Here is a 19,523-nt window from a genome sequence, read left to right as displayed (position 1 = left end):
CCGACCAACACACCCATCTCGCCGCGAGCTTCGAGCCTCGGAGCCCCGCACGCCGGCGGCGGCCCACCCGCCGACTCTGGCCAGCCCCGGACCGGCCACCCGCACCCCGAGGCGCAACGCCCGCCGGAAGCACCCGGCGCACTCAAAAACGCACGCCCGGCGAACCCAACCCCAGCACCCACCCCGCCCGCCGCTGCCGGCCGCTTTTCCGCCGACCAACACGCCTGTCTCGTCGGGAGGCCCAGGTCTCGGAGCCCCGCACGCCGGCGGCGACCCACCATCGACTCCGACCAGCCCCGCACCAGCCACCCGCAACCAAAAGGTCAACCGTGCCGAAACCACCCGGCCCACTCGGGAAAGCCCTGCCGAAGGATCGACCCGACCCGACCCGACCGACCCGACCCGACCGCCCCGCCCCGCCCGACCACGCCCGGTGCGGTCCCCGCCCCATATCCCCTCACCGGACCGTGAGTTGCTCCACGCGGTTGTGGAGGTGGGCTACGTAGTCCTCCGACTCCGGCTTCATCAGTACGCTGCGGAGGATTCGGGCGCCGTCCGCGTCGGCGGTGAGTTTCGGGTGGCGGGTGGTCAGGCGGGCGGCGTCTATTCGGAGTGTGCTCAGGAAGATCGGGTCGTCGCTGTCGCGCATGCCCTCGTGCAGAACGCGGGCGGCGGCCTCGTCGATTCGGGCGAGGGTGTACGGCGAGGTGATCGGGAAGTAGCTCACGATGTCCAACTCCGGGGGTTGGTACAGCTCCAGCCGGTCGGACCCCTCGATCAACTCCGCCCACCGCAACGCCGCACGCCGACCGGCCGCCAGTGTCCGACCCAGCCCTTCCCGGGTGGGCGGCAGCAGTTGGAAGGTCAGCCACAGGGCGGCCGCCGCCGCACCGGCGCGTGAGCACTCCAGGCTGATCTCGCCGAGGTGCAGTTCGTCGGAGGTGAAGTAGGTATAGGGCGAGTCGTGCAGGTAGAACCGGCCGACCGAGGGGTCGCGGAACAACACGGCACCGCACCCGTACGGCTGGAGGGCGTGCTTGTGCGGGTCCACCACGATCGAGTCGCACTCGGCGATCGCCCGCCACGGCGCGGCCGGCAGCCCCTCCGGGCCGTGCAACCCGGCGAGCAGGGTGAAGAATCCTCCGTAGGCGGCATCGACATGGATCCGTACGCCGTACCGCTCGCGCAACTCCAATGCCTCGTGGATCGGTTCGACGGCGCCGAGGCCGGTGGTGCCGGCGGTGAGTACGACCGTGCCGACCCGTCCGGTCCGCAGCAGTTCCTCCAGCGCGTCGAGGTCCATGCGGCCCAGGTCGTCCACCGGTACGGAGTGTCCCTCCACGCCGAGCACGCCGCACATGCGCCCGTGGGTGTAGTGGGCCTCGGTGCTGTACGCGATGCCCTTCCCGGGATGGAGTTCGCGCGCCACGAAGAGCGCTTCGAGGTTGGCGATGGTCCCGCTGGTGGTGAGGTGCCCGAGGTGGGTGTCGTACCCGAACATGTCGGCGAGCTGCTGTACGACCTCGCGTTCCATCTCGGCGGTCGCGGGTCCCCCGTCCAGGGCGTGGTTGTTGGGGTTGATCAGCATCGCGGCGAGGTAACCCACGACCGCCGCCGGATGCGGCGGCTTGAGCATCTGGCCGGCGTAACGCGGATGGAAGAAGGGGTAGTTGTCCGTCAGCCGTTCGGTGAACGTGGCGAAGACCTCGGCGAACCGTTCGTCGTCCACGTCCAGGGCCGGATGGCCCCGGTAGGACCCGAACCCCGCCGCCCAGTGCTCGTTGGATGTCACGGCGGCCTCGAGCCAGTGGCGCAGATCCATACCGCTCTCCTTGGCGTTCGTTCTCCTCCGAGGATTGTTTGGCACCAAACAAGCTAGGCCGCGCGCAAAAGGCCGGTCAAGACTCGAGACACCCGACATACACGCACACCCCGTGATGACGATCCGATTTTTCGGGCGCGTTGCCGGGGCTTTCGGGGCGGCTGTCGGAATAGTGGGGTCGTTCGGCCCATGTCCACCCCGGGAGAGAACGACCATGCCCCACCCCGAAGCCCCGCAGCCACCGGAACCGGCCCCGGCCCCGGCCCCGGCCCCGGCCCCGTCACACCCCGTACGCCAACTACGTCTCGTAGTCGAGGCCGAGGACTTCGACGCCGCGCTCGCCTTCTACCGTGACGCCCTCGGCCTGCCCGAGGAGGCGGCCTATTCCGGGGACGGCGGAGCCCGTGTCGCGATCCTCGACGCCGGTCGGGCCACGTTGGAGATCGCGAACCCGCAGCAGAAGCGGATGATCGACGACGTCGAGGTCGGCCGCCAGGTCGCGCCCCGGATCCGGGTCGCCTTCGAGGTCGCCGACGGCCCGGCCGTGACCGATCGCCTCGTCGACGCGGGGGCCACCCCGGTCGCGCCCCCGACCGTCACGCCGTGGCAGTCCCTGAACTCCAGGCTCGACGCACCCGCCGACCTGCACATCACCGTCTTCCAGGAACTCGCGAACGAACTCCCCGCCCCCGATCACCCCGAGCGAACGACCGAACCCGACTCCTGACCCACCCCCGCCCGCTCCCACGCCACCCGCCCGCGCCCCACCCCACTCCCGACGCCCCAGCCCTCGCCCCCGCCCCGCACCCGCACCCGGCTCCACCCGATCCGCCCCATTCCTGCGGAGTCGCGGACGGTGTTCTCCCTCGGGCGACAACCGGTTAACCGGAACGTGGCATTCGGGTCCCTCGACCGCGATTGGCTGCCTGTGGCCCGGTGCTCCCGACCGGGCCGAGCCATTGCGCGAGGCCACGCCGCCGTGCTCCGATCGGTGGATCCTCGCATGCGTTGAGGAGCTGAAGTCCCCGTGTCACCACCCCGCATGGGCGTACGCCCCGCCCTCCCCCGCCCCGCGGCGGCCGCGCTCGCCCTGACGACCCTGCTCGTCGCCGGCCTCACCGCGACCGCCCCCGCCGCCCTGGCCGACGAGGCGCCGCAGACCGCCGCCAAGCCGCACGCGGGCGGCGGCGGCGCCGCCGACGGCCTCGTGCTCGACCGTCCCGGCGAGTCCGTCGTCACCCGCCGTGAGGTCACCCCGATCGCGCCCGGCCTGACCCGGACGTCCTTCGACCGCATCGGCCGGGCCGGCTGGATCCGCGGAAACGTTTTGGTCGCCGACCTGACCACCAAGGGCCTGAGCGTCGACTACCTGTCCTCGGGCAAGGTGACAACCCGGCAGACCGTGTCCGAGCAGGCCCACAACGCGGGCGCGGTGGCCGCCGTCAACGGCGACTACTTCGACATGAACGCCTCCGAGGCCCCGCTCGGCGCCGGCGTCTCGCGCGACAAGGGCCTGATCCACGCGCCGATCGAGGGCTGGAACCAGGCCGTGACCGTCGGTACCGACGGACTGGCCCGGATGGCACAGGTGTTCCTGGAGGGCAACGCCACACTGCCCGGTGGCCGAGAGGTGCCGCTGTCGGGCGTCAACACCTACGGCCTGCCCGAGGGCGGCGTCGGCGTGTTCACCTCGGCGTGGGGCAACGCGTCCCTGGCGCATGTCGCGGGCGGCTCGGGCAACGTGGTCGAGGTCGAGATCCGCGAGGGCCGCGTCGTCGCGGTGCGCGACCGGCTCGGCGGCGGGCCGATCGCCGACGGCACCACGCTGCTGGTCGGCCGCGACGGCGACGCCGACCGGCTGCGCGAGCTGAAGGCCGGCGACCCGGTCGGCATCGGCTACAAGCCGCGCGCTTCGTTCGGCGAGGTCGCGGTCGCGGTCGGCGGCTACCAGGTCCTGGTTCGCGACGGAGTCGCGACCGAGTCCGGCGAGAACGACGGCAACGAGCCCAACGCCCGCACCGCCGTGGGCTTCTCCGCCGACGGCAGGCGCATGTACCTGGTCACCATCGACGGTCGCCAGGCCGACAGCCCGGGCATCAACCTGAGCAACCTGGCCGTGTTGATGCGGGACATGGGCGCGCACAACGCACTCAACATGGACGGCGGCGGCTCCGCCGACATGGTCGCGCGACTGCCCGGACAGGCGCAGTCCGGTGTGATCAGCAGCCCGTCGGACAACGGCGGCGAACGTCCGGTGGCGAACGGCCTGGGCCTGTTCACCACCCCGGGCTCCGGCGAGACGCGCGGCTTCCGGCTGCGTCCGGTCCCGACGGTCGACACGGGCGTGCGGGTGTTCCCCGGGCTGCACCGGATCGTACGCGCGCTGCCGCACGACGAGTCGTTCGGCGCGGTCAAAGGCACGGTACCCAAGCCCAAGTGGTCGACGGACACCGCCGCGAAGCTGACCGTGGCCGGCAACGGCACCGACGCGGTGGTGACCGGTCGCGCCCCCGGCCCGGCGTCGGTGACGATCAAGGCCAAGGGCGCCGAGGACGCGAAGTTGCCGCTGACCGTGCTCGGCGAGCCCGTGCGCGTCACCGCCGGCGACGACCCGGTCGGCCTGGCCGCCCCCGGCGCCTCCGCGCACCTGGCGGTCACCGGCTACGACGCCACCGGCCACGCGGCGCCCGTCGAGGCCGCCGACGTCAAGGTCACCGGTGGCGAGGGCATCGTCGAGGTCACCCCCGCCCCCGACGGCACGCTGAACCTCAAGGCGCTTGCCGACGGCCGCTCGGCCACCCTCAAGCTCACCGTCGGCAAACTGGAGACCGCCGTCGCGGTCACCGTCGGCATGACCGAAAAGTCCTTCGCCGACTTCTCGAACGCCGCCGCCTGGAAATCGGGCAACGACCGTGCCCCCGGCGGCGCGGTCGCCCCCGCGCCCGGGCCCGACGGCAAGCCGGGTCTGTCCCTGGCCTACGACTTCACCAAGTCGACCGGCACGCGCGGCCAGTACGCCATCGCGCCCGAGGGCATCGTCCTGCCCGGCCAGCCGCGCGCGCTCACGATGTGGATCGAGGGCGACGGCAACGGCGCCTGGCCGCGCATCCAGTACCGGACGGCGGCGGGCGTGGTGTCCAACCTCGACGCCCCGATGGTCACCTGGAAGGGCTGGCAAAAGGTCGAGTTCCCGGTCCCGGCCGGGGTGCAATACCCACTCACCTTCCAGCGGTTCCGGCTGATGGAGACCAACGCGGACCGCCAGTACACCGGCCGGCTCGGCCTGAGCGACCTGCGGGTCCAGGTGCCGCCGGACGTACAACTGCCCAAGCAGCCGTACGTCAAGGACCCGGTCATCCTCACCAACGGCACCGTCGACGCCAAGCCGCTGCGCGTGGCGGTGATGTCCGACGCCCAGTTCGTGGCCCGCGACCCGAACAGCGACCGGGTGCGGGACGCGCGCCGCACGCTGCGCGAAGTGGCCGCGGCCAAGCCGGAGTTCATGGTGATCACCGGCGACTTCGTGGACGAGGCCGCACCCGAGGACTTCGCGCTCGCCCGCACGCTGCTCGACGAGTTCGACCAGTACACCAACCGCACCATCCCGTGGCACTACGTGCCGGGCAACCACGAGGTGATGGGCCCCGGGAACATCGCCAACTTCAAGGCCGCCTTCGGCGAGACCTCGAAGGTGTTCGACCACAAGGGCACCCGCTTCGTCACCGTGGACAGCTCCATGGGCACGCTGCGCGGCGGCGGCTTCGAGCAGGTCGCCGGGCTGCGCAAAGCGCTGGACGATGCGGCGAAGGACCCGAACATCACCGGCCTGCTGCTGTTCGACCACCACCCCACCAACGACCCCCTGCCGGACAAGGGCAGCCAACTCGGCGACCGCAAGGAAGCCCGCATGGTCGAGCAGTGGCTCGGCGCGTTCCGGGTGGACAGCGGCAAGTCGGCGGCGATGGTCAGCGGCCACGTCGGTGCGTTCCACGCCGCGAGCGTCGACGGCGTCCCCTACCTGATCAACGGCAACTCGAGCAAGGGCCCGGCCGCCGAGCCCGACCGCGGCGGCTTCGTCGGCTGGACCATGCTCGGCATCGACCCCGCCAAGGGCCGCGTCACCGACCCGTTCGCGGTGCCGACCGACGACGCCGCGTGGCTGCGCGCCGAGGTCAAGCCGTACGCGGAGTCGGTCGCCCTCAAGGCCCCGGCCACACTCGGCGTGCTGAACACCCAACCGGTCACCACCACGATGGCCCAGGACGGCCGTACCGTCCCGGTCGCCTGGCCGGTCACCGCCCAGTGGGGCGGCACCGGCGTACACATCGGCTCGCCGGCCTCCGCGCCGCGCGGCGCGATCGCGGCCTACGACCCGGCCTACGGCACCCTGACCGGCCTGCGCCCCGGCGTGGCCACATTCACCGTCACGGTCGGCGGCGTCAAGGCCGAACAGCCGGTCAAGGTCGGCGACTTCGACCCGGCCGCCTGCACCACCACGATCCGCGGCAGCACCGCCAAGCCCCTGGCCGTCACGTCGGGCATCACCTGCCTGGACAACGCCACGGTCAAGGGCCCGATCCTGGTGCAACCCGGCGCCGGCCTCATCGCCACCAACTCCACCGTCACCGGGCCGATTTCCTCCCGGGGCGCGACCGTCCTCGTCCTGACCGACACCACCGTCGGCGGCCCGGTCGCGGCCGGCGGCAGCACCGGCCCGGTCATGCTCCTGTGGTCCGGGCTCGGCGGCCCGGCCGACCTGAGCCTCAACCGGGGCATCACGGTAGTCGCCGGCAACACCGTCGCCGGCCCGCTGAGTTGCCGCCTCAACACCCCACCCCCCATCAACGGCGGTATCCCCAACAAGGTCTCCGGACCGAAGTCCGACCAGTGCGGCGCGCTGTAACCCCCCGCCCGCCGCGGTTGCCGCATCGGACCCGGTAGACACACCGCACCACCCCGCGTCCCGCACGACCGCAACCAACGGTCTTGCGGGACGCGGCCGTTCCGACGCACACAGGCAATCGCACCGAAAGTCTTGACTGGTATAGACCACTGGTATTGAGTGAGCCCCGCACCATCCCGTCCAGGGGCCTCGAACGAGGCAGGCGCCGGTCCCGGCACGGCAGTCGAAGTACCCGCATCGGTACTTCCGTCGATCAGGCGCGGCGTGTTTCGCGCGCCGGGGAGTGGGCTTTCCATGGCGAGAAAACGAATCATCGGGTTCCTGTTGGCCATCGCGATCGTGGGCATGGGGGCGGCGGCGCTGCCCTTCGCCTCGACCGCCGCCGCCGCGAGTTGCGCGGCCGGATGGAACGCGTCGGCCGTCTACACGGGCGGCGCCACCGCCTCGTACAACGGCCACAACTGGGGCGCCAAGTGGTGGACCCAGGGCGAGACCCCCGGAACCGCCGACGTCTGGACGGACCAGGGCGCCTGCGGAGGCGGCGGCAGCACCACCGGTGGCTCCACGGGCGGTGCCACGGGTGGTACGACCGGCGGTGGCGGCACCTGTACCTACCCGGACTGGGTGGCCGGCCGGTCCTACGCGGTCGGTGACGTGGTGCGCTACACCAACGGCAATTACTACCGGGCCAAGAACGCCAACCCGGGCTACGACCCGGTGATCAGCACCTGGTACTGGGAGCCGTACTCGTGCGGCGGATCCACCACGGGATCGACCACCGGAAGCACCACGGGATCCACCACCGGATCCACCACCGACGGCAGCACCGGCGGCAACGGCGGCAACCCCGGCGACTTCGTGGTGAGCCAGGCACAGTTCGAGCGCATGTTCCCGAACCGGAACCCGTTCTACACATACGCCGGCCTGACCGCCGCGCTCGGCTCCTACCCGGGCTTCGCCAAGACCGGCAGCGACACCGTGCGCAAGCAGGAGGCGGCGGCGTTCCTGGCCAACGTCAATCACGAGACCGGCGGCCTCGTCTACATCGTCGAGCAGAACACCGCCAACTACCCGCACTACTGCGACGCCGGTCGGCCCTACGGATGCCCCGCCGGCCAGGCCGCCTACTACGGACGCGGCCCGATCCAACTGAGCTGGAACTTCAACTACAAGGCGGCGGGTGACGCGCTGGGCATCGACCTGCTGAACAATCCCAACCTCGTCCAGAACGACCCGGCCGTCGCCTGGCGGACCGGCCTCTGGTACTGGAACACCCAGAACGGGCCGGGCACCATGACCCCGCACAACGCGATGGTCAACGGCGCGGGCTTCGGCGAGACCATCCGCAGCATCAACGGCTCGTTGGAATGCAACGGCGGCAATCCCGCACAGGTGCAGAGCCGGATCAACAGCTACCAGTCGTTCGTGTCGATCCTGGGCACCACACCCGGGAACAACCTGAGCTGCTGAGCCCGACGGGCGGGGCGCGGCGGACCGGCACTCGGCCCACCGCGCCCCGCCCGCATGCCCGCCCGCACAAGTGCGGCACACTCACCCCGAACCGCGCCCGCGCCCCCCTCGCGCACCCTCACGTTCGGCGGCGTCGAAGCGGGCAAGCGCGCCGGCTCCCGGCTCCAACGCCCGGCTCAGGCTTCGAAGTTGCGTATCCGACAGGCCGCCCACCTCGTCGGCGATCTCCTCCGCCGCGTCGCGGGAGATCTCCTCGGCCACCGCGTCGAGGGCCGCCCGGGGCCCGAGTTTGCTCACCGCCGCAGCCGCGCGGGTCGGCGTCAGGAGCGTCGCCGCTCGGACCAGCAACCACGCCGGCACCCCGGCGGCGCCCTCGGGCGGGGCCAGGTACGGCCGGGAGCCGGCGAAGCGGCGGTCCTCGGCGAAGCCGTCCTGCTTCACCTTGACCACCGGGCGGGCCCCATCGTGCTCCCACCACTCCCCGGCCGGCTTGAGCACATACCCCTCGGCGAGGTTGTCCTCGATGCGCGGCAGCCCGAGCAGGCCCGGAACCAGGCTCGCGAACTCACACGACAGATCCCCGAGCGAGTGCGCCGAGCCGTGCCCGAGCGCCGGCACACAGCGCAGCCCCGCGCAGGCCGCGCCCGCCCGCAACGCGCGGTCCGCGATCCAGCACCGCCCGTCCGCCGTCTCCACCGCCGCGTCGAACACCAACCAGTGCAGGTCGGGCGCGTACCAGATGCCGGTCTGCACCGGCTCGCAGGCGGGATCGGCCGGGACGTCCGGATGCGGGTAGCACCCACCGGCCAGCTCGCCGTACACGGTCACCGAGGCCGTCTCACCCCACGCCGCCCGCAACACGGCGGCGAACCGCGCCGCGCCCACGGCCAACCCGGGCCAGATCCTGGCGACCCCGAAGAAGTCGTCCAGCATTTCGTCGGACAGCAGTTCGCGCCGCTTGGCCGGTCGCACCCCGGAGCCGTCGCACACCACCGCGAAATGCGCTCCGTGGACCTTCTCCGCCGCCACCCACTCGCGCCCGCCGCCCGCCCCGGACCGCGCCTTCGCGGACATCTTCGGGTACGGCCGCAACGCGGAACCCCCGGACCTGGCCTGTGACATGGCGAAATCCTCCGCCGCCCGCACCGCGCCCGGCAACCGGGTTTACGGCCGGTACAAGCCCGACGCCGCCGCCCTCGTCAAAGTCGCGCCCGCAACGTGCCCCGTTCCAGGCCGAGTTCGCGTTCCGCCGTGCTGATCGCCATGTCGTCGAGCGCCGGGTGGTCGAGCTTGACGTCGGCGTCGGCGTTGGCGTAGGAGCCGAGGCCGTCGACGGTGACCAGGATGTGCAGGGCCGCACCGAGGGCGTCGTCGGTGTCGAACTCCCCCGCCGCGACGCCCGCTTCGATCAGGGCGGTGAGCGCGGTACGGGTCACCGTCTCCTGCGCGCCGACCGCGTCGCGCAGGCCCTCCTTGAATCGGCTGAGGTGACGGGCGTTCAGCCACAGCCGGCTCAGGTCGAGATACGTCCCGTCGGCCAGCCGGACCAGGAACCGGGCCAGCCGGTCGATCGGCGCCAGCCCCTCCTCGTCCGCCGGCAACAACGTGTCGCGCTCCTTCGTCGCCGCGTCCGTGAACGCCTCGACGACCAGGGTGTCCGCGGCCGGGAAGTAGTGGCCGATCAGCCCCGGCCGCACCCCCAACTCGTCGGCGACCCGGCGCAGCGTGATGCGTTCCAGGCCCTCTTCGAGGGCGATCCGCGCGGCGCTGCGCAGGATCTCCGCGCGGCGCTCGTCGGGCAGCTTGCGAACGCGGGTGGGTTGGGGTCTTGACGCCATGGCCCACAGCTTATTGGATGTGCGACCATTAGCCAGTTGGCCATGCGGCCAATAACCGGCTCGGCCGGCCGACCCCGAGAGGCCCCGATGACCACCACCAAGCCCACCCCCGACGCGAGACCGCAGGACATACCCGGTTCCGGATCCGCCGGGCACCGGGAAACGCGCGGCATCGACCAGGTCCCCGCCGACGAGCGCGGCGGGGATCCCCGCCGGCTGTTCGCGGTCTGGGCCGCCCCGAACGTGAGCTATCTGAGCTTTGTCGTCGGTGCCACGCTGATCATCATGGGCCTGTCCCTCGTCCAGGCGATCGGGCTCATCCTCGCCGGCAACCTGCTGTGGATCTGTACCGGCGTAATCGCCGCCTCCGGCCCCGTCGCCGGCACCAGCGGGTCGGTGATCTCACGCGCCATGTACGGCGTCCTGGGCAACAAGGTGGTCCTGGTCCTGACCGGATGGCTGATCGCCGCGGCCTACCTCGCGCTGAATTGGTCGGCCGCCTCGGTCGCCGGCATCGGCCTGGCCGCACGCTACGGTCTGCCCGACGACTCGGCCGTCGACGCCGCGGTGATCTGCGCCATCGCGGCCGGCACGATCCTGATCGCGATCTACGGATACGCCACGATCGTGCGCCTGTACTCCGGGCTCAGCGTGTTCCTGACCGTGGTGTTCGTCGTGGTGACGGGCTACGTGCTCGCCGAGACCGACTGGTCGTACACGCCGGCCGAACCGCTGCACGGCGCCGCCCTCGCCGCCGCGCTCGGCGCGGGGTTCACCATCATCGCCTCCACCCCACTGTCCTACGCCAACAGCCCCGACCTGGCCCGCTACCTGCCGCGCGACAGCAACCCGTACGCCATCGCCGGCTGGACCGCCGTCGGCGCGTACCTGCCCAGCGTCGTCTTCACCACCGTGGGCGCCCTCGCCGCCACCGGCCTGGACATGAGCGACCCCGAGGCCGCGTTGGAAAGCATCCTGCCGGGCTGGTTCATCCCCGTCTTCGTGATCGCGGTGGTGGTCAACACGATGACCAACAACGGCATGACCGCCTACAGCGCGAGCCTGTCCATCCAATCCGTCGGCGTCCGGCTCGCCCGCATCCCCGCCGTACTGATCATCGGCGTGCTCGGCACCGCCATGACGCTGTACGCGATCCTGGTCGTCGACTTCCTCGACAGCGTGCAGACGATGTTGCAACTCGTGGTCGTGGCGACCGGTCCGGCGATGGCGGTCGCGGTGACCGACCTGGTCCTGCGGCGCAATCGATACCACGGGGCCGACCTGCTCGAACAACGTCGCGGCGGGCCCTTCTGGTACCACCGCGGTGTGCACCCGGCGGGCGTACTCGCGCTGATCGGCGGCGGCCTCGTCTCCGCGATGTGGGTGAACACCAGCTTCTGGACCGGACCGATCGCCGCGGCGATGGCGGACGTGGACCTGGCCATCCCGTCCGGGATGATCACGGCCGCGGCGATCTACTGGGGCGTCGCCCGCGCGACCGGCACGATCTCCAAGGCGTGACCCCACCCGGAAGACACCGGGCACCCCACGCAGCCCGGGCAACCCACGCAACCTGGCGCCCCAAGCACCCCAAGCACCCCGAGCACCCCGCAAGACCGAAGGAATCCGCGTGTACGCCGACGTCATCCTGTTCGCCCGGCACCTCGAACAGCCCACCGCCGCTCCCGCAGCCCCCGACCCACTCGACCGCGCCGACGCCGTGGCCATCACCGGCGACCGCATCCTCGCCGTCGGCCCCGCCGCCGACATCGCCGCGCTGCGCGGCCCCGACACCGTCGTCCACGACTTCCCGGGCGCGACCATCCTGCCCGGCCTCGTCGACGTGCACGCCCATCCGGTCTGGGGCTCGATCTCCATCGGCAGCGGCGTGGACCTGCTCGGCGCCGGCACCCTCGACCAAGTCTGCGAGCGACTGGCCGGTGCCGTGCGGGAGCGGCCCGCCGACGCCTGGATCACCGGCTACGACCTCGACGTGAACGTCTTCGCCGGCGACCCGACCGGACTCGTCCTCGGCGAACGATTCCCCGGTGTGCCCATCTCCCTGATGACCCGCGACGCACACGCCCTGGTCGTCAGCCCGCACGTGGTCGAGCTGATCGGCCTGACCGGCCGCGAGTCCTTCACCGACGCCTCGTCCGTCGAGGTCGGCCCGGACGGGCGCCCGACCGGCTACATCGTCGAACTCCAGGCCATGGACCTGGTGTTCGCGCACTACCCCGAGGTACCCCTGGACACCGCCGCGGACTTCGTCCGGGACCGGCTCGAACTGCTCGCCGCCGGCGGTCTGACCGGGCTGCACGCGCTCGACTTCGCCGACCCGTCCGAGGCGGTGTACCGGCACATCGAGGCCCACGGCGAGCTACCGCTGCGCATTCGCTGCTCCCCGCTCGTGCCGGCCGACTCCGGTCCGGACGTCTGGCAACACGTGGCCGACCTCCAGGGCCGCCGCGGTCGGCGCTGGCACGTGGCGGGGGCCAAGTTCATGCTCGACGGCACCGCCGACAACGGCACCGCGTGGTTCGACCACCCCGACACCCACGGCGAGAACCGCGAGCCCCTGTGGCGCGACGTCGACGCCTACCGCGCCGCGATGCGGTTCTTCACGCAGCGCGGCATCCCGACCGCGACCCACGCGATCGGCGACCGGGCGGTGCGCTTCGCCCTCGACGTGATCGAGGAGGTCGGTCCGGTCGACCAAGCCCCGCACCGCATCGAGCACATCGAGTCCATCCCCGACGACCTCCTCGGCCGCTTCGCCGAACTCGACGTGGTGGCAAGCCTCCAGCCCGCGCACGCCACCCGGCACACCCGCGCCGACGGGACCGACAACTGGTCGCGCCGGATCGGGCCGGACCGGGTCGCGCACGGCTGGCGTACCCGCGACCTGCTCGACCACGGCGCCGTGGTGGCACTCGGCTCGGACTGGCCGATCGGCCCCGGCGACCCGCGTATCGGCCTCGCCGACTGCCAACTGCGCCGCCCCGTCGAGGAGCCGAACTCGGCGCCCGTACAGCCCGATCAGGCGCTCACCGCCCGCGAGTGCTACGCCGGGATGACCGTCGCCGCCGCCCACGCCGCCGGGGCCGGCGCCGAACTCGGCCGCATAGCCCCGGACTTCCTCGCCGACCTCACCGTCTTCGCGGCCGATCCGCTCGCCCTCGCACCCGAGGCGCAGCCCGGAAACGCCGTACTGGCCACCGTCGTCGGCGGCGAGGTCCGCCTCCACCCGCGCTCCCCGGAAGGACGCCCGTGACCACGCTCGAAGTCCCGCCATCCCCTCGCCCCCGTCGCCACGTGGCGGTCACGGCCGCGGACCCGCACACGCGCGGCGTCGCGCGCGGCGAACGACTACGCGACGGCATCCCCGCCGCACTCGACGCGTACGACCGCCTGTTCGCGCTCGGCGGCATCACCCCGGACCGGGTGCGTGCCGACGCCGAACGTGCCCTCGACACGATCGGGAACTTCCACGCCGGTGCCCGGGCCGAGATCGAGGGCATCGCGCACGGCGCCGGCCTCGACCCGTGGCGGGTGGCCGCGCTCAACGCGCGCACCGAGATCCTGGCCCGCAGCGCGGCCGTACCCCCGGGCGAGTGCACCACGATCGTGCGCCGCGTCCCGGGCGGGCCGGGGCGCGCGGTGCGGACGTTCGGCGTGCAGACCTGGGACTGGCACGTCGAACTGCGCGACCTGTGGCACACGGTGGAGTCGCGCGGCGGCCGGTACGACTTCGTCGGCATCACCGAACACGGCATCCTCGGCAAGATCGGCGTCAACAGTGCCGGGCTCGCCCTGCACTTCAACATCCTCGGCCACGAGCGCGACGGCGTCGGCGGCGTGCCGATGCACGTCCTGGCCGCGATCGTGCTCGGCGAGGCGGGCGGCGTCGCCGAGGCCGTCGAGATCATCCGCGGCGCACCCGTCGCCTCGTCCGGGTCGTTCGCGCTCTTCGACGAGGGCGAGGCCGTGCTGCTCGATCTGAGCCCCGTCGGGGTGTTCGAGATCCGGCCGGAGTCGGCCGGGGGATACCTGCTGCGCACCAACCACTTCCTGACGCCGGTGCCCGCCGAGGCGGAGAAGTCCCGGCTGTACCAGCCCGATTCGGGGCAGCGCTACGACTTCGTCCGGGCCCGGCTCGCTCGCACCGAGCCGCCCGCCACGCCGGCCGGGCTGGCCCGGCTCCTGGTGACCGGGCCGGGCGAGCCGCCGGTGACGTGCGTCCCGGATCCCGCCCAACCCCTCGGCGCGCGCTGGGCGAGCCTGGCCACCGTCACCCTGGAGCCCGCCGACCGCGCCGCCCACGTTCTCGACGGCACCCCGGCCGACGCGGACTCCCGTCCCTGGCGCCGCCTCACGGCGGCCTGAGCAGGTGGGTCGGGGCCGGCGGGGGACGGCCTCGATCCACCCGGGGGCGATCGGCTACTCGGTCGTGTCCCGAACCGGGTCGGGCATGGTCCAGCGGTGCTCACGCCTGGGGTACAGGTAGGCGTAGTAGTAGAGGTATCCCGCCGCGACCATGGCCACGGCGATGCCGGCCGGGCGCCAGTCGGCGTCGATCGACTCGTACAGGACGTAGGCCATCACGCCGATCGCGGCCACCGGGACCCACGGCCAGGCGGGCATCCGGTACGTCGCGTGGGCGGTCGCCCCGGAGATCCGGCCGTACAGCGCGGCGACGGCGACGAAGATGTACAGCAGCACCAGATTGGCGCCGGTGGCCAGGATCAGTTTGTCCAGCGGAACGAGCCAGGCGACGACGATCGCGGCGGCGCCCATGAGCAGGGTGGCCAGGACGGGAGTGCGCAGGCGCGGGTGCACCGCGGCCAGCGGCCGGCCCACCACGTCGGGCCAGGCCCGGTCGCGGGCGGAGGAGTACACCAGTCGGCCGATCTGCAGCATGATCGCGATCACCGCGTTGACGATGGCGATCGCGATGCCCAGGCTGACCACGGTGTTGACCGTGTCGCCGCCGCGTTCGAGCAGGAAGTAGTTCATCGGGGACGGGGCCGCCATGAGTGCGCTCGTACTCGGCGTACCCAGGAGCACCGCCACCAGCGGCAGGCACTCCGCGACCACGGTGATCCCGAGCGACCACATCACGATCCTGCCGATCGAGGAGACCTGTCGGGTCTCCTCGGCGTAGTACACCGACGTGCCGTAGCCGTTGTAGGCGAACAGCGCGCTCGCGGCGAAGGACGAGACGAGCCCGGCCGAGGCGCCGACGAGCACGCCGTTCTCGCCGAGCGCGTGCGGCGTCCACAGGGTGGATATCGGTTGCTCGACGTTGACCAGACCCAGCCAGGCCAGTACGGCGATCGCGGCGAGTTCGACGGCCAGGAACACCCCGGTGACCCAGGCGTTGGTGCGGATGCCGAGCACCGAGACGAGCGAGGCCACCGCGATCACGGCCAGTCCGGTCTTCTTGCCGCCCAGCGAGTCCCAGACCACGCCCAGGTAGTCGCCGGTGCCCAGGGCGATCACCGCCACCGTCAGGACCCCGGCGAGCAGCGCCAGCGCGAACAGCGCGAAGCCCGTGGCGCGGCCCAGGGTTCGTGCCGCGAAGGCGTATTCGCCGCCGGTGATCGGGAAGGCGCTGGACAACTCGGCGTAGCAGAAGGCCATCAGCATCCCGGCGACGGCCGCGAGCGCGAAGGCCAGTGCCGCCGCGCCGCCGAGTCCGCTGATCACCGACGGCATGATGATGAAGACGCTCGACGCGGGCGTGACGGCGGACAGCGTGATGAACATGTTCTCGCGCAGGCCCAGCGAACGGGACAGGTCCTGGGCGTAGGCCGGCGACTGCGGCGGCGGGGTGCCGGCGGGCGGCCGGCTGCCCTGGGTTTCGGCCATGTGGCTCCCTTGTCAGTTCTTTGACGCCGGAGTCAACGATATGAAAGAGTCCCACGTCAATGGGTTGACAATAATTTGGCACTGAAGACAAGGAATGGTGCATGGCACGTCCGAGGAATCAGACGGCGCGGCGCGAGCAGCTGGTTCACGCGGCCACCGAGGCGGTCGGCCGGCGCGGGCTGGCCCAGCTGCGGGTGGCCGACATCGCCGAGGTGGCGGGCGTCGCGCGAGGCTCGGTCAACTACTACTTCAGCGATCTCGGCGACCTGCTGCGGCAGGTCTACCGGCAGGCCGCGGACCGCTTCTACACCTCCCGCACGGACACCGCCTCCCGACTGCCCGACGCCCGGGACAAGCTGGTGGCCTGCGCCCGGCTCGGGCTGCCGGCCGGTCCGGAGGACGAACTCGCGCTGGTGCTGTACGAGTTCAGCGCCGCCGCCCGGGACGAGAGCGAATACGCCACGCTGGCGCAGAGCCTGTACGACCGTCAGGTCGCCATGTACGGCTCGATCCTGGAAATCGGGCGCGCCCAGGGCCACTTCCGGTTCACCGAGCCGATCCCGGACGTGGCCGCGAACCTGGTCACCCTGGAGGACGGTTACGGTCTGCACATCGTCGGCCGCAACTCCTCGCTGCCACCCGAGCGAGCCCTGGCCCTGATCCTGGCCCACGCCCGCCAGGCCACGAACTGCCCCGACCTGCGGCCGGACCGGGTCGTCCCGGATCCCGAGGCGGCCGGTCCCGACATCGCTGCTCGGCACACCCCGGAAGGCACCACGTGAACGCCCCCGCCGCATCCCCCCGCACCGCCACCCCGTCGGGACGGCCCCGTGCCCGCGCCCTGGGCATCCACCTCGACGGCACACCCGGGCCGGCCAACGCGCTCACCGACGTCCCCGGCGTCGAGATCGGCTACACCACCCTCGTCGAGGGCACGTCGGTACGCACCGGCGTCACCGCCCTGTTGCCGCGCGGACGGGCCGGCGTGGGCCTGCCCTGTGCCGCCGGACGGTATGCGCTCAACGGCAACGGCGAGATGACCGGCAGCAGTTGGCTCGACGAGACGGGCAGCCTGGCGGGCCCGGTACTGATCACCAACACACACGCGGTGGGGCCCGTACACCGCGGCGTGATCGACTGGACCGTGGCCAACCGGCCCGATCTCGCCCGGCAGTGGCTGCTGCCCGTGGTCGCCGAGACCTGGGACGGCTACCTCAACGACATCAACGGCTCGCACGTCCGCCCCGAACACGCGGTCGCCGCGATCGACGCGGCGGCCCCGGGACCGGTCGAGGAGGGCTGCGTCGGCGGCGGCACCGGCATGAACTGCTATGGCTTCAAGGGCGGTTCGGGCACGGCCAGTCGGGTGGTCGAGTACGGCACGGTCCGCTACACGGTCGGGGCCTTCGTCCAGGCCAACTTCGGCGCGCGCCGCGAACTCGTCGTCGCGGGCGTGCCGGTCGGTCGCCGGATGACCGCGGACAACCCGATGGAGGACACCGACTGGTTCGCCCCCGGCGGGGCGGGCTCGGTCATCGTGGTGGTCGGCACGGACGCTCCCCTGCTCCCCGGCCAGTGCACGGCGCTGGCCCGCCGAGTCCCGATGGGCCTGGCCCGCACCGGCACCACCGGCAGCCACTTCTCCGGCGACATCTTCCTGGCCTTCTCCACCGCCAACCGGGGCGCCCTGGCCAGTGGCTTCCCGCAGTCCCCGGCCACGGACGAGGACTACGACACGCTGCGCCACATCCCGTGGGGCCGCATCGACCCGTTCTACACGGCCACCGTCCAGGCGGTCGAGGAGGCCGTCCTCAACGCCTTGGTCACCGCCGAGGAAACCGTCGGCCGCGAGGGCCACCGCACCCCGGCCCTCCCACACGCCCGCCTGCGCACACTGCTCGAAGAGCAGAGCCACCCCGCCGGCGACTGACCAGGCCACCCCGCGGGTGACGCCACCCGCGAAACGCCGCGCGGCGCCGCCCCCGGGTGGGGCGGCGCCGCGCGGCGTGGGTGGGTGCTCAGACGTGGGCGGGGGCGTGAGCGGCGACCTCGCGGGCGGCGGGCCGGCGCAGGGCCAGCGCGGCGAGGGCCGTCAGCACGATGCCGGCGGCGGCCAGGTACACCGCGGTGCGCAGGCCGTCGGCGGTGGCGACGCGCAGCGCCTCGCCGGTGTGCTCGCCCAGGCCGGCGTTGGCGATGGCGACCAGGAGGGCCAGGCCGACGGCGCCGCCGATCTGCTGGCTCGTGGAGGCGATACCGGACGCGATGCCCTGGTCGGTGGGGCTCACCCCGGTCGAGGCGGCGCCGAACATCAGGGTGTAGCCCGCGCCCTGGCCGATGCCGAGGACGACGAGTCCGGGGATCAGGGCGGTGTAGGAGGCGTCGGCGGACATGGTCGGCGCGATGATCGCGGCGCCGGCGGCACCGGTCAGCAGCGAGGCGATCAGGATCGGGCGGATGCCGTACCGGGTGGCCAGCCGCCCCGCGGTCTGCGAGCCGACCGCGATGGCGGCCATCGGGACCAGGAAGGCCAGGCCGGTGCGCAGCGCGCTGTAGCCGTGCACGCCCTGGAAGTAGACGGTCAGGAAGTAGAGCAGGGTGCCGAAGGTGGCCATGTAGAGGAAGGTGACGCCGGTGCCGACGGTGAGGTTGCGGTTGGCGAACAGGCGCAGCGGCAACAGCGGGTCGGCGCTGCGGCGTTCGACGGCGACGAAGGCGGCGAGCAGGGCGAGGCCGGCGAGCGCGGCGCCGAGCACGGGGGTGGCGGTCCAGCCGGATTCGGGTCCCTGGACGAGGGCGTAGACCACGGCGGTGATTCCGACGGTGGAGGTGAGCGCGCCGGTCAGGTCGAACGAACGGCCCCTGGTCCGCGGCGCGTCGGGGGTGATCAGCGGGAACGCGAGCGCGGCGGCGAGGGCGGCGAGCGGGACGTTGACGAAGAAGACCGATTCCCAGCCGAGAGACTGGGTCAGCACGCCGCCCAGGAGCGAGCCCAGGATCATCCCGCTGCCGCCGGCGGTGCCCCACACCGCGAACGCCCGGTTGCGTTCCCGTCCTTCGGCGAAGCTCGTGGACACGAGGGTGAGCGTGGCGGGAAAGAGGAAGGCGCCGCCGATGCCCTGGATCGCTCGGGCGGCGATCAACAGCGCGGGTGATCCGGCGAGTCCGCCGAGCAGGGACGAGACGGCGTAGAGCGACAGTCCGAGCGTGAACATCCGACGCGGCCCGAACAGGTCGCTCGCCCGACCGCCGAGGAGCAGGAAGCCGCCGAAGGCCACGGCGTAGGCGCTGATCACCCACTGGAGGTTCTGTGCGGAGAAGCCGAGCCCGGTGCCGATCTCGGGGAGCGCGACGTAGACGATGTTGTAGTCGATCGAGATGATCAGTTGGGCGAACGCCAACAACGCGAGCACGAGCCCCGGCCGACGGCGGGAGGGCGTTTCGGCGATGGTGGTACCGCCGCCGGGGGCTTCGGCGGCGGCGGTCCTGCGGCTTGGCGTGGCGACTCGGGACGACATGGCGTGACCTGTTCTGTGGAGGTGCGGTGCGGTGCGGTTCGCCTGGTGGCAAACACAAACCTAGGCGCGCGATCGACCAGCCACAGGGTGCATTTCGAGCA

At 72.1% G+C, this 19,523-nt stretch carries 13 protein-coding genes; 8 read left to right on the top strand and 5 right to left on the bottom strand.

Translation table 11 applies throughout. The annotated features are described in order from the left end of the window. Positions 1-457 precede the first annotated feature (457 nt). Positions 458-1,822: a pyridoxal phosphate-dependent decarboxylase family protein gene (locus tag ACFXKZ_RS46565; RefSeq protein ID WP_380012450.1), complete on the bottom strand. Its 1,365-nt coding sequence runs from the start codon at positions 1,820-1,822 to the stop codon at positions 458-460. A gap of 214 nt (positions 1,823-2,036) precedes the next feature. On the opposite strand from ACFXKZ_RS46565, the gene ACFXKZ_RS46560 reads away from it, so the two are divergent. From ACFXKZ_RS46560 to ACFXKZ_RS46550, 3 genes are all read left to right on the top strand, one after another. Beyond that, positions 2,037-2,549 carry a VOC family protein gene (locus ACFXKZ_RS46560; RefSeq protein ID WP_380012447.1) on the top strand — a complete coding sequence of 171 codons (513 nt, stop codon included), beginning with the start codon at positions 2,037-2,039 and terminating at the stop codon, positions 2,547-2,549. A gap of 300 nt (positions 2,550-2,849) precedes the next feature. Then, positions 2,850-6,725, top strand: a complete 3,876-nt coding sequence (locus tag ACFXKZ_RS46555; RefSeq protein WP_380012444.1) for a phosphodiester glycosidase family protein — start codon at positions 2,850-2,852, stop codon at positions 6,723-6,725. Between the two features lie 312 nt (positions 6,726-7,037). After that, a complete protein-coding gene (locus ACFXKZ_RS46550) occupies positions 7,038-8,195 on the top strand; it encodes a glycoside hydrolase family 19 protein (protein WP_380012471.1) in 1,158 nt (385 codons plus the stop codon). 81 nt (positions 8,196-8,276) lie between these two features. Here the strand turns inward: ACFXKZ_RS46550 and ACFXKZ_RS46545 are convergent, their stop codons facing one another. Together ACFXKZ_RS46545 and ACFXKZ_RS46540 are read right to left on the bottom strand one after the other, a co-directional pair. Further along, positions 8,277-9,317 (bottom strand): RNA ligase family protein, encoded by a 1,041-nt coding sequence (locus ACFXKZ_RS46545; protein WP_380012441.1) that lies wholly within the window; start codon positions 9,315-9,317, stop codon positions 8,277-8,279. Between the two features lie 77 nt (positions 9,318-9,394). Next, positions 9,395-10,033: a TetR family transcriptional regulator gene (locus tag ACFXKZ_RS46540; RefSeq protein ID WP_380012438.1), complete on the bottom strand. Its 639-nt coding sequence runs from the start codon at positions 10,031-10,033 to the stop codon at positions 9,395-9,397. An 87-nt stretch (positions 10,034-10,120) separates the two neighbouring features. Here ACFXKZ_RS46540 and ACFXKZ_RS46535 point away from each other — a divergent pair, with 87 nt between their 5' ends. The 3 genes from ACFXKZ_RS46535 (at position 10,121) to ACFXKZ_RS46525 (ending at position 14,419) form a co-directional block, all read left to right on the top strand. Then, the gene (locus ACFXKZ_RS46535; RefSeq protein ID WP_380012435.1) at positions 10,121-11,554 is read left to right on the top strand and encodes a purine-cytosine permease family protein; all 1,434 of its coding nucleotides are present in this window, start codon (positions 10,121-10,123) and stop codon (positions 11,552-11,554) included. A gap of 109 nt (positions 11,555-11,663) precedes the next feature. Further along, a complete protein-coding gene (locus ACFXKZ_RS46530) occupies positions 11,664-13,307 on the top strand; it encodes an amidohydrolase (RefSeq protein WP_380012432.1) in 1,644 nt (547 codons plus the stop codon). Continuing rightward, positions 13,304-14,419, top strand: a complete 1,116-nt coding sequence (locus ACFXKZ_RS46525; protein WP_380012429.1) for a C45 family autoproteolytic acyltransferase/hydolase — start codon at positions 13,304-13,306, stop codon at positions 14,417-14,419. The genes ACFXKZ_RS46530 and ACFXKZ_RS46525 overlap by 4 nt, the downstream gene beginning before the upstream one ends. A 54-nt stretch (positions 14,420-14,473) precedes the next feature. On the opposite strand, the gene ACFXKZ_RS46520 is transcribed toward ACFXKZ_RS46525, so the two are convergent. Continuing rightward, positions 14,474-15,904 (bottom strand): APC family permease, encoded by a 1,431-nt coding sequence (locus ACFXKZ_RS46520; protein ID WP_380012426.1) that lies wholly within the window; start codon positions 15,902-15,904, stop codon positions 14,474-14,476. Positions 15,905-16,005: 101 nt separating this feature from the next. Between ACFXKZ_RS46520 and ACFXKZ_RS46515 the strand changes: the two genes are divergently transcribed. After that, entirely contained in the window at positions 16,006-16,686 is a 681-nt protein-coding gene (locus ACFXKZ_RS46515) for a TetR/AcrR family transcriptional regulator (RefSeq protein ID WP_380012423.1), read from the top strand. Then, positions 16,683-17,834 carry a P1 family peptidase gene (locus tag ACFXKZ_RS46510; RefSeq protein WP_380012420.1) on the top strand — a complete coding sequence of 384 codons (1,152 nt, stop codon included), beginning with the start codon at positions 16,683-16,685 and terminating at the stop codon, positions 17,832-17,834. The genes ACFXKZ_RS46515 and ACFXKZ_RS46510 overlap by 4 nt, the downstream gene beginning before the upstream one ends. Positions 17,835-17,922: 88 nt before the next feature. Here ACFXKZ_RS46510 and ACFXKZ_RS46505 read toward each other — a convergent pair whose 3' ends face one another. Beyond that, positions 17,923-19,422, bottom strand: coding sequence for an MFS transporter (locus tag ACFXKZ_RS46505; protein WP_380012417.1), 1,500 nt, complete (start codon positions 19,420-19,422; stop codon positions 17,923-17,925). Positions 19,423-19,523: the final 101 nt, after the last annotated feature.

The organism is Embleya sp. NPDC059237 (genome assembly GCF_042754105.1).
In the GTDB taxonomy this organism is placed as follows: domain Bacteria; phylum Actinomycetota; class Actinomycetes; order Streptomycetales; family Streptomycetaceae; genus Embleya.
The sequence above is the reverse complement of the archived record's forward strand: the minus strand, read 5'-3'. Positions and strand labels throughout refer to the sequence as shown.

Bases quoted from the DNA above. Each gene is read 5' to 3' on its own strand.
- ACFXKZ_RS46565 (WP_380012450.1), bottom strand. From the start codon at position 1,822: ATGGATCTGCGCCACTGGCTCGAGGCCGCCGTGACATCCAACGAGCAC.
- ACFXKZ_RS46560 (WP_380012447.1), top strand. From the start codon at position 2,037: ATGCCCCACCCCGAAGCCCCGCAGCCACCGGAACCGGCCCCGGCCCCG.
- ACFXKZ_RS46545 (WP_380012441.1), bottom strand. From the start codon at position 9,317: ATGTCACAGGCCAGGTCCGGGGGTTCCGCGTTGCGGCCGTACCCGAAG.
- ACFXKZ_RS46540 (WP_380012438.1), bottom strand. From the start codon at position 10,033: ATGGCGTCAAGACCCCAACCCACCCGCGTTCGCAAGCTGCCCGACGAG.
- ACFXKZ_RS46535 (WP_380012435.1), top strand. From the start codon at position 10,121: ATGACCACCACCAAGCCCACCCCCGACGCGAGACCGCAGGACATACCC.
- ACFXKZ_RS46520 (WP_380012426.1), bottom strand. From the start codon at position 15,904: ATGGCCGAAACCCAGGGCAGCCGGCCGCCCGCCGGCACCCCGCCGCCG.
- ACFXKZ_RS46515 (WP_380012423.1), top strand. From the start codon at position 16,006: ATGGCACGTCCGAGGAATCAGACGGCGCGGCGCGAGCAGCTGGTTCAC.
- ACFXKZ_RS46505 (WP_380012417.1), bottom strand. From the start codon at position 19,422: ATGTCGTCCCGAGTCGCCACGCCAAGCCGCAGGACCGCCGCCGCCGAA.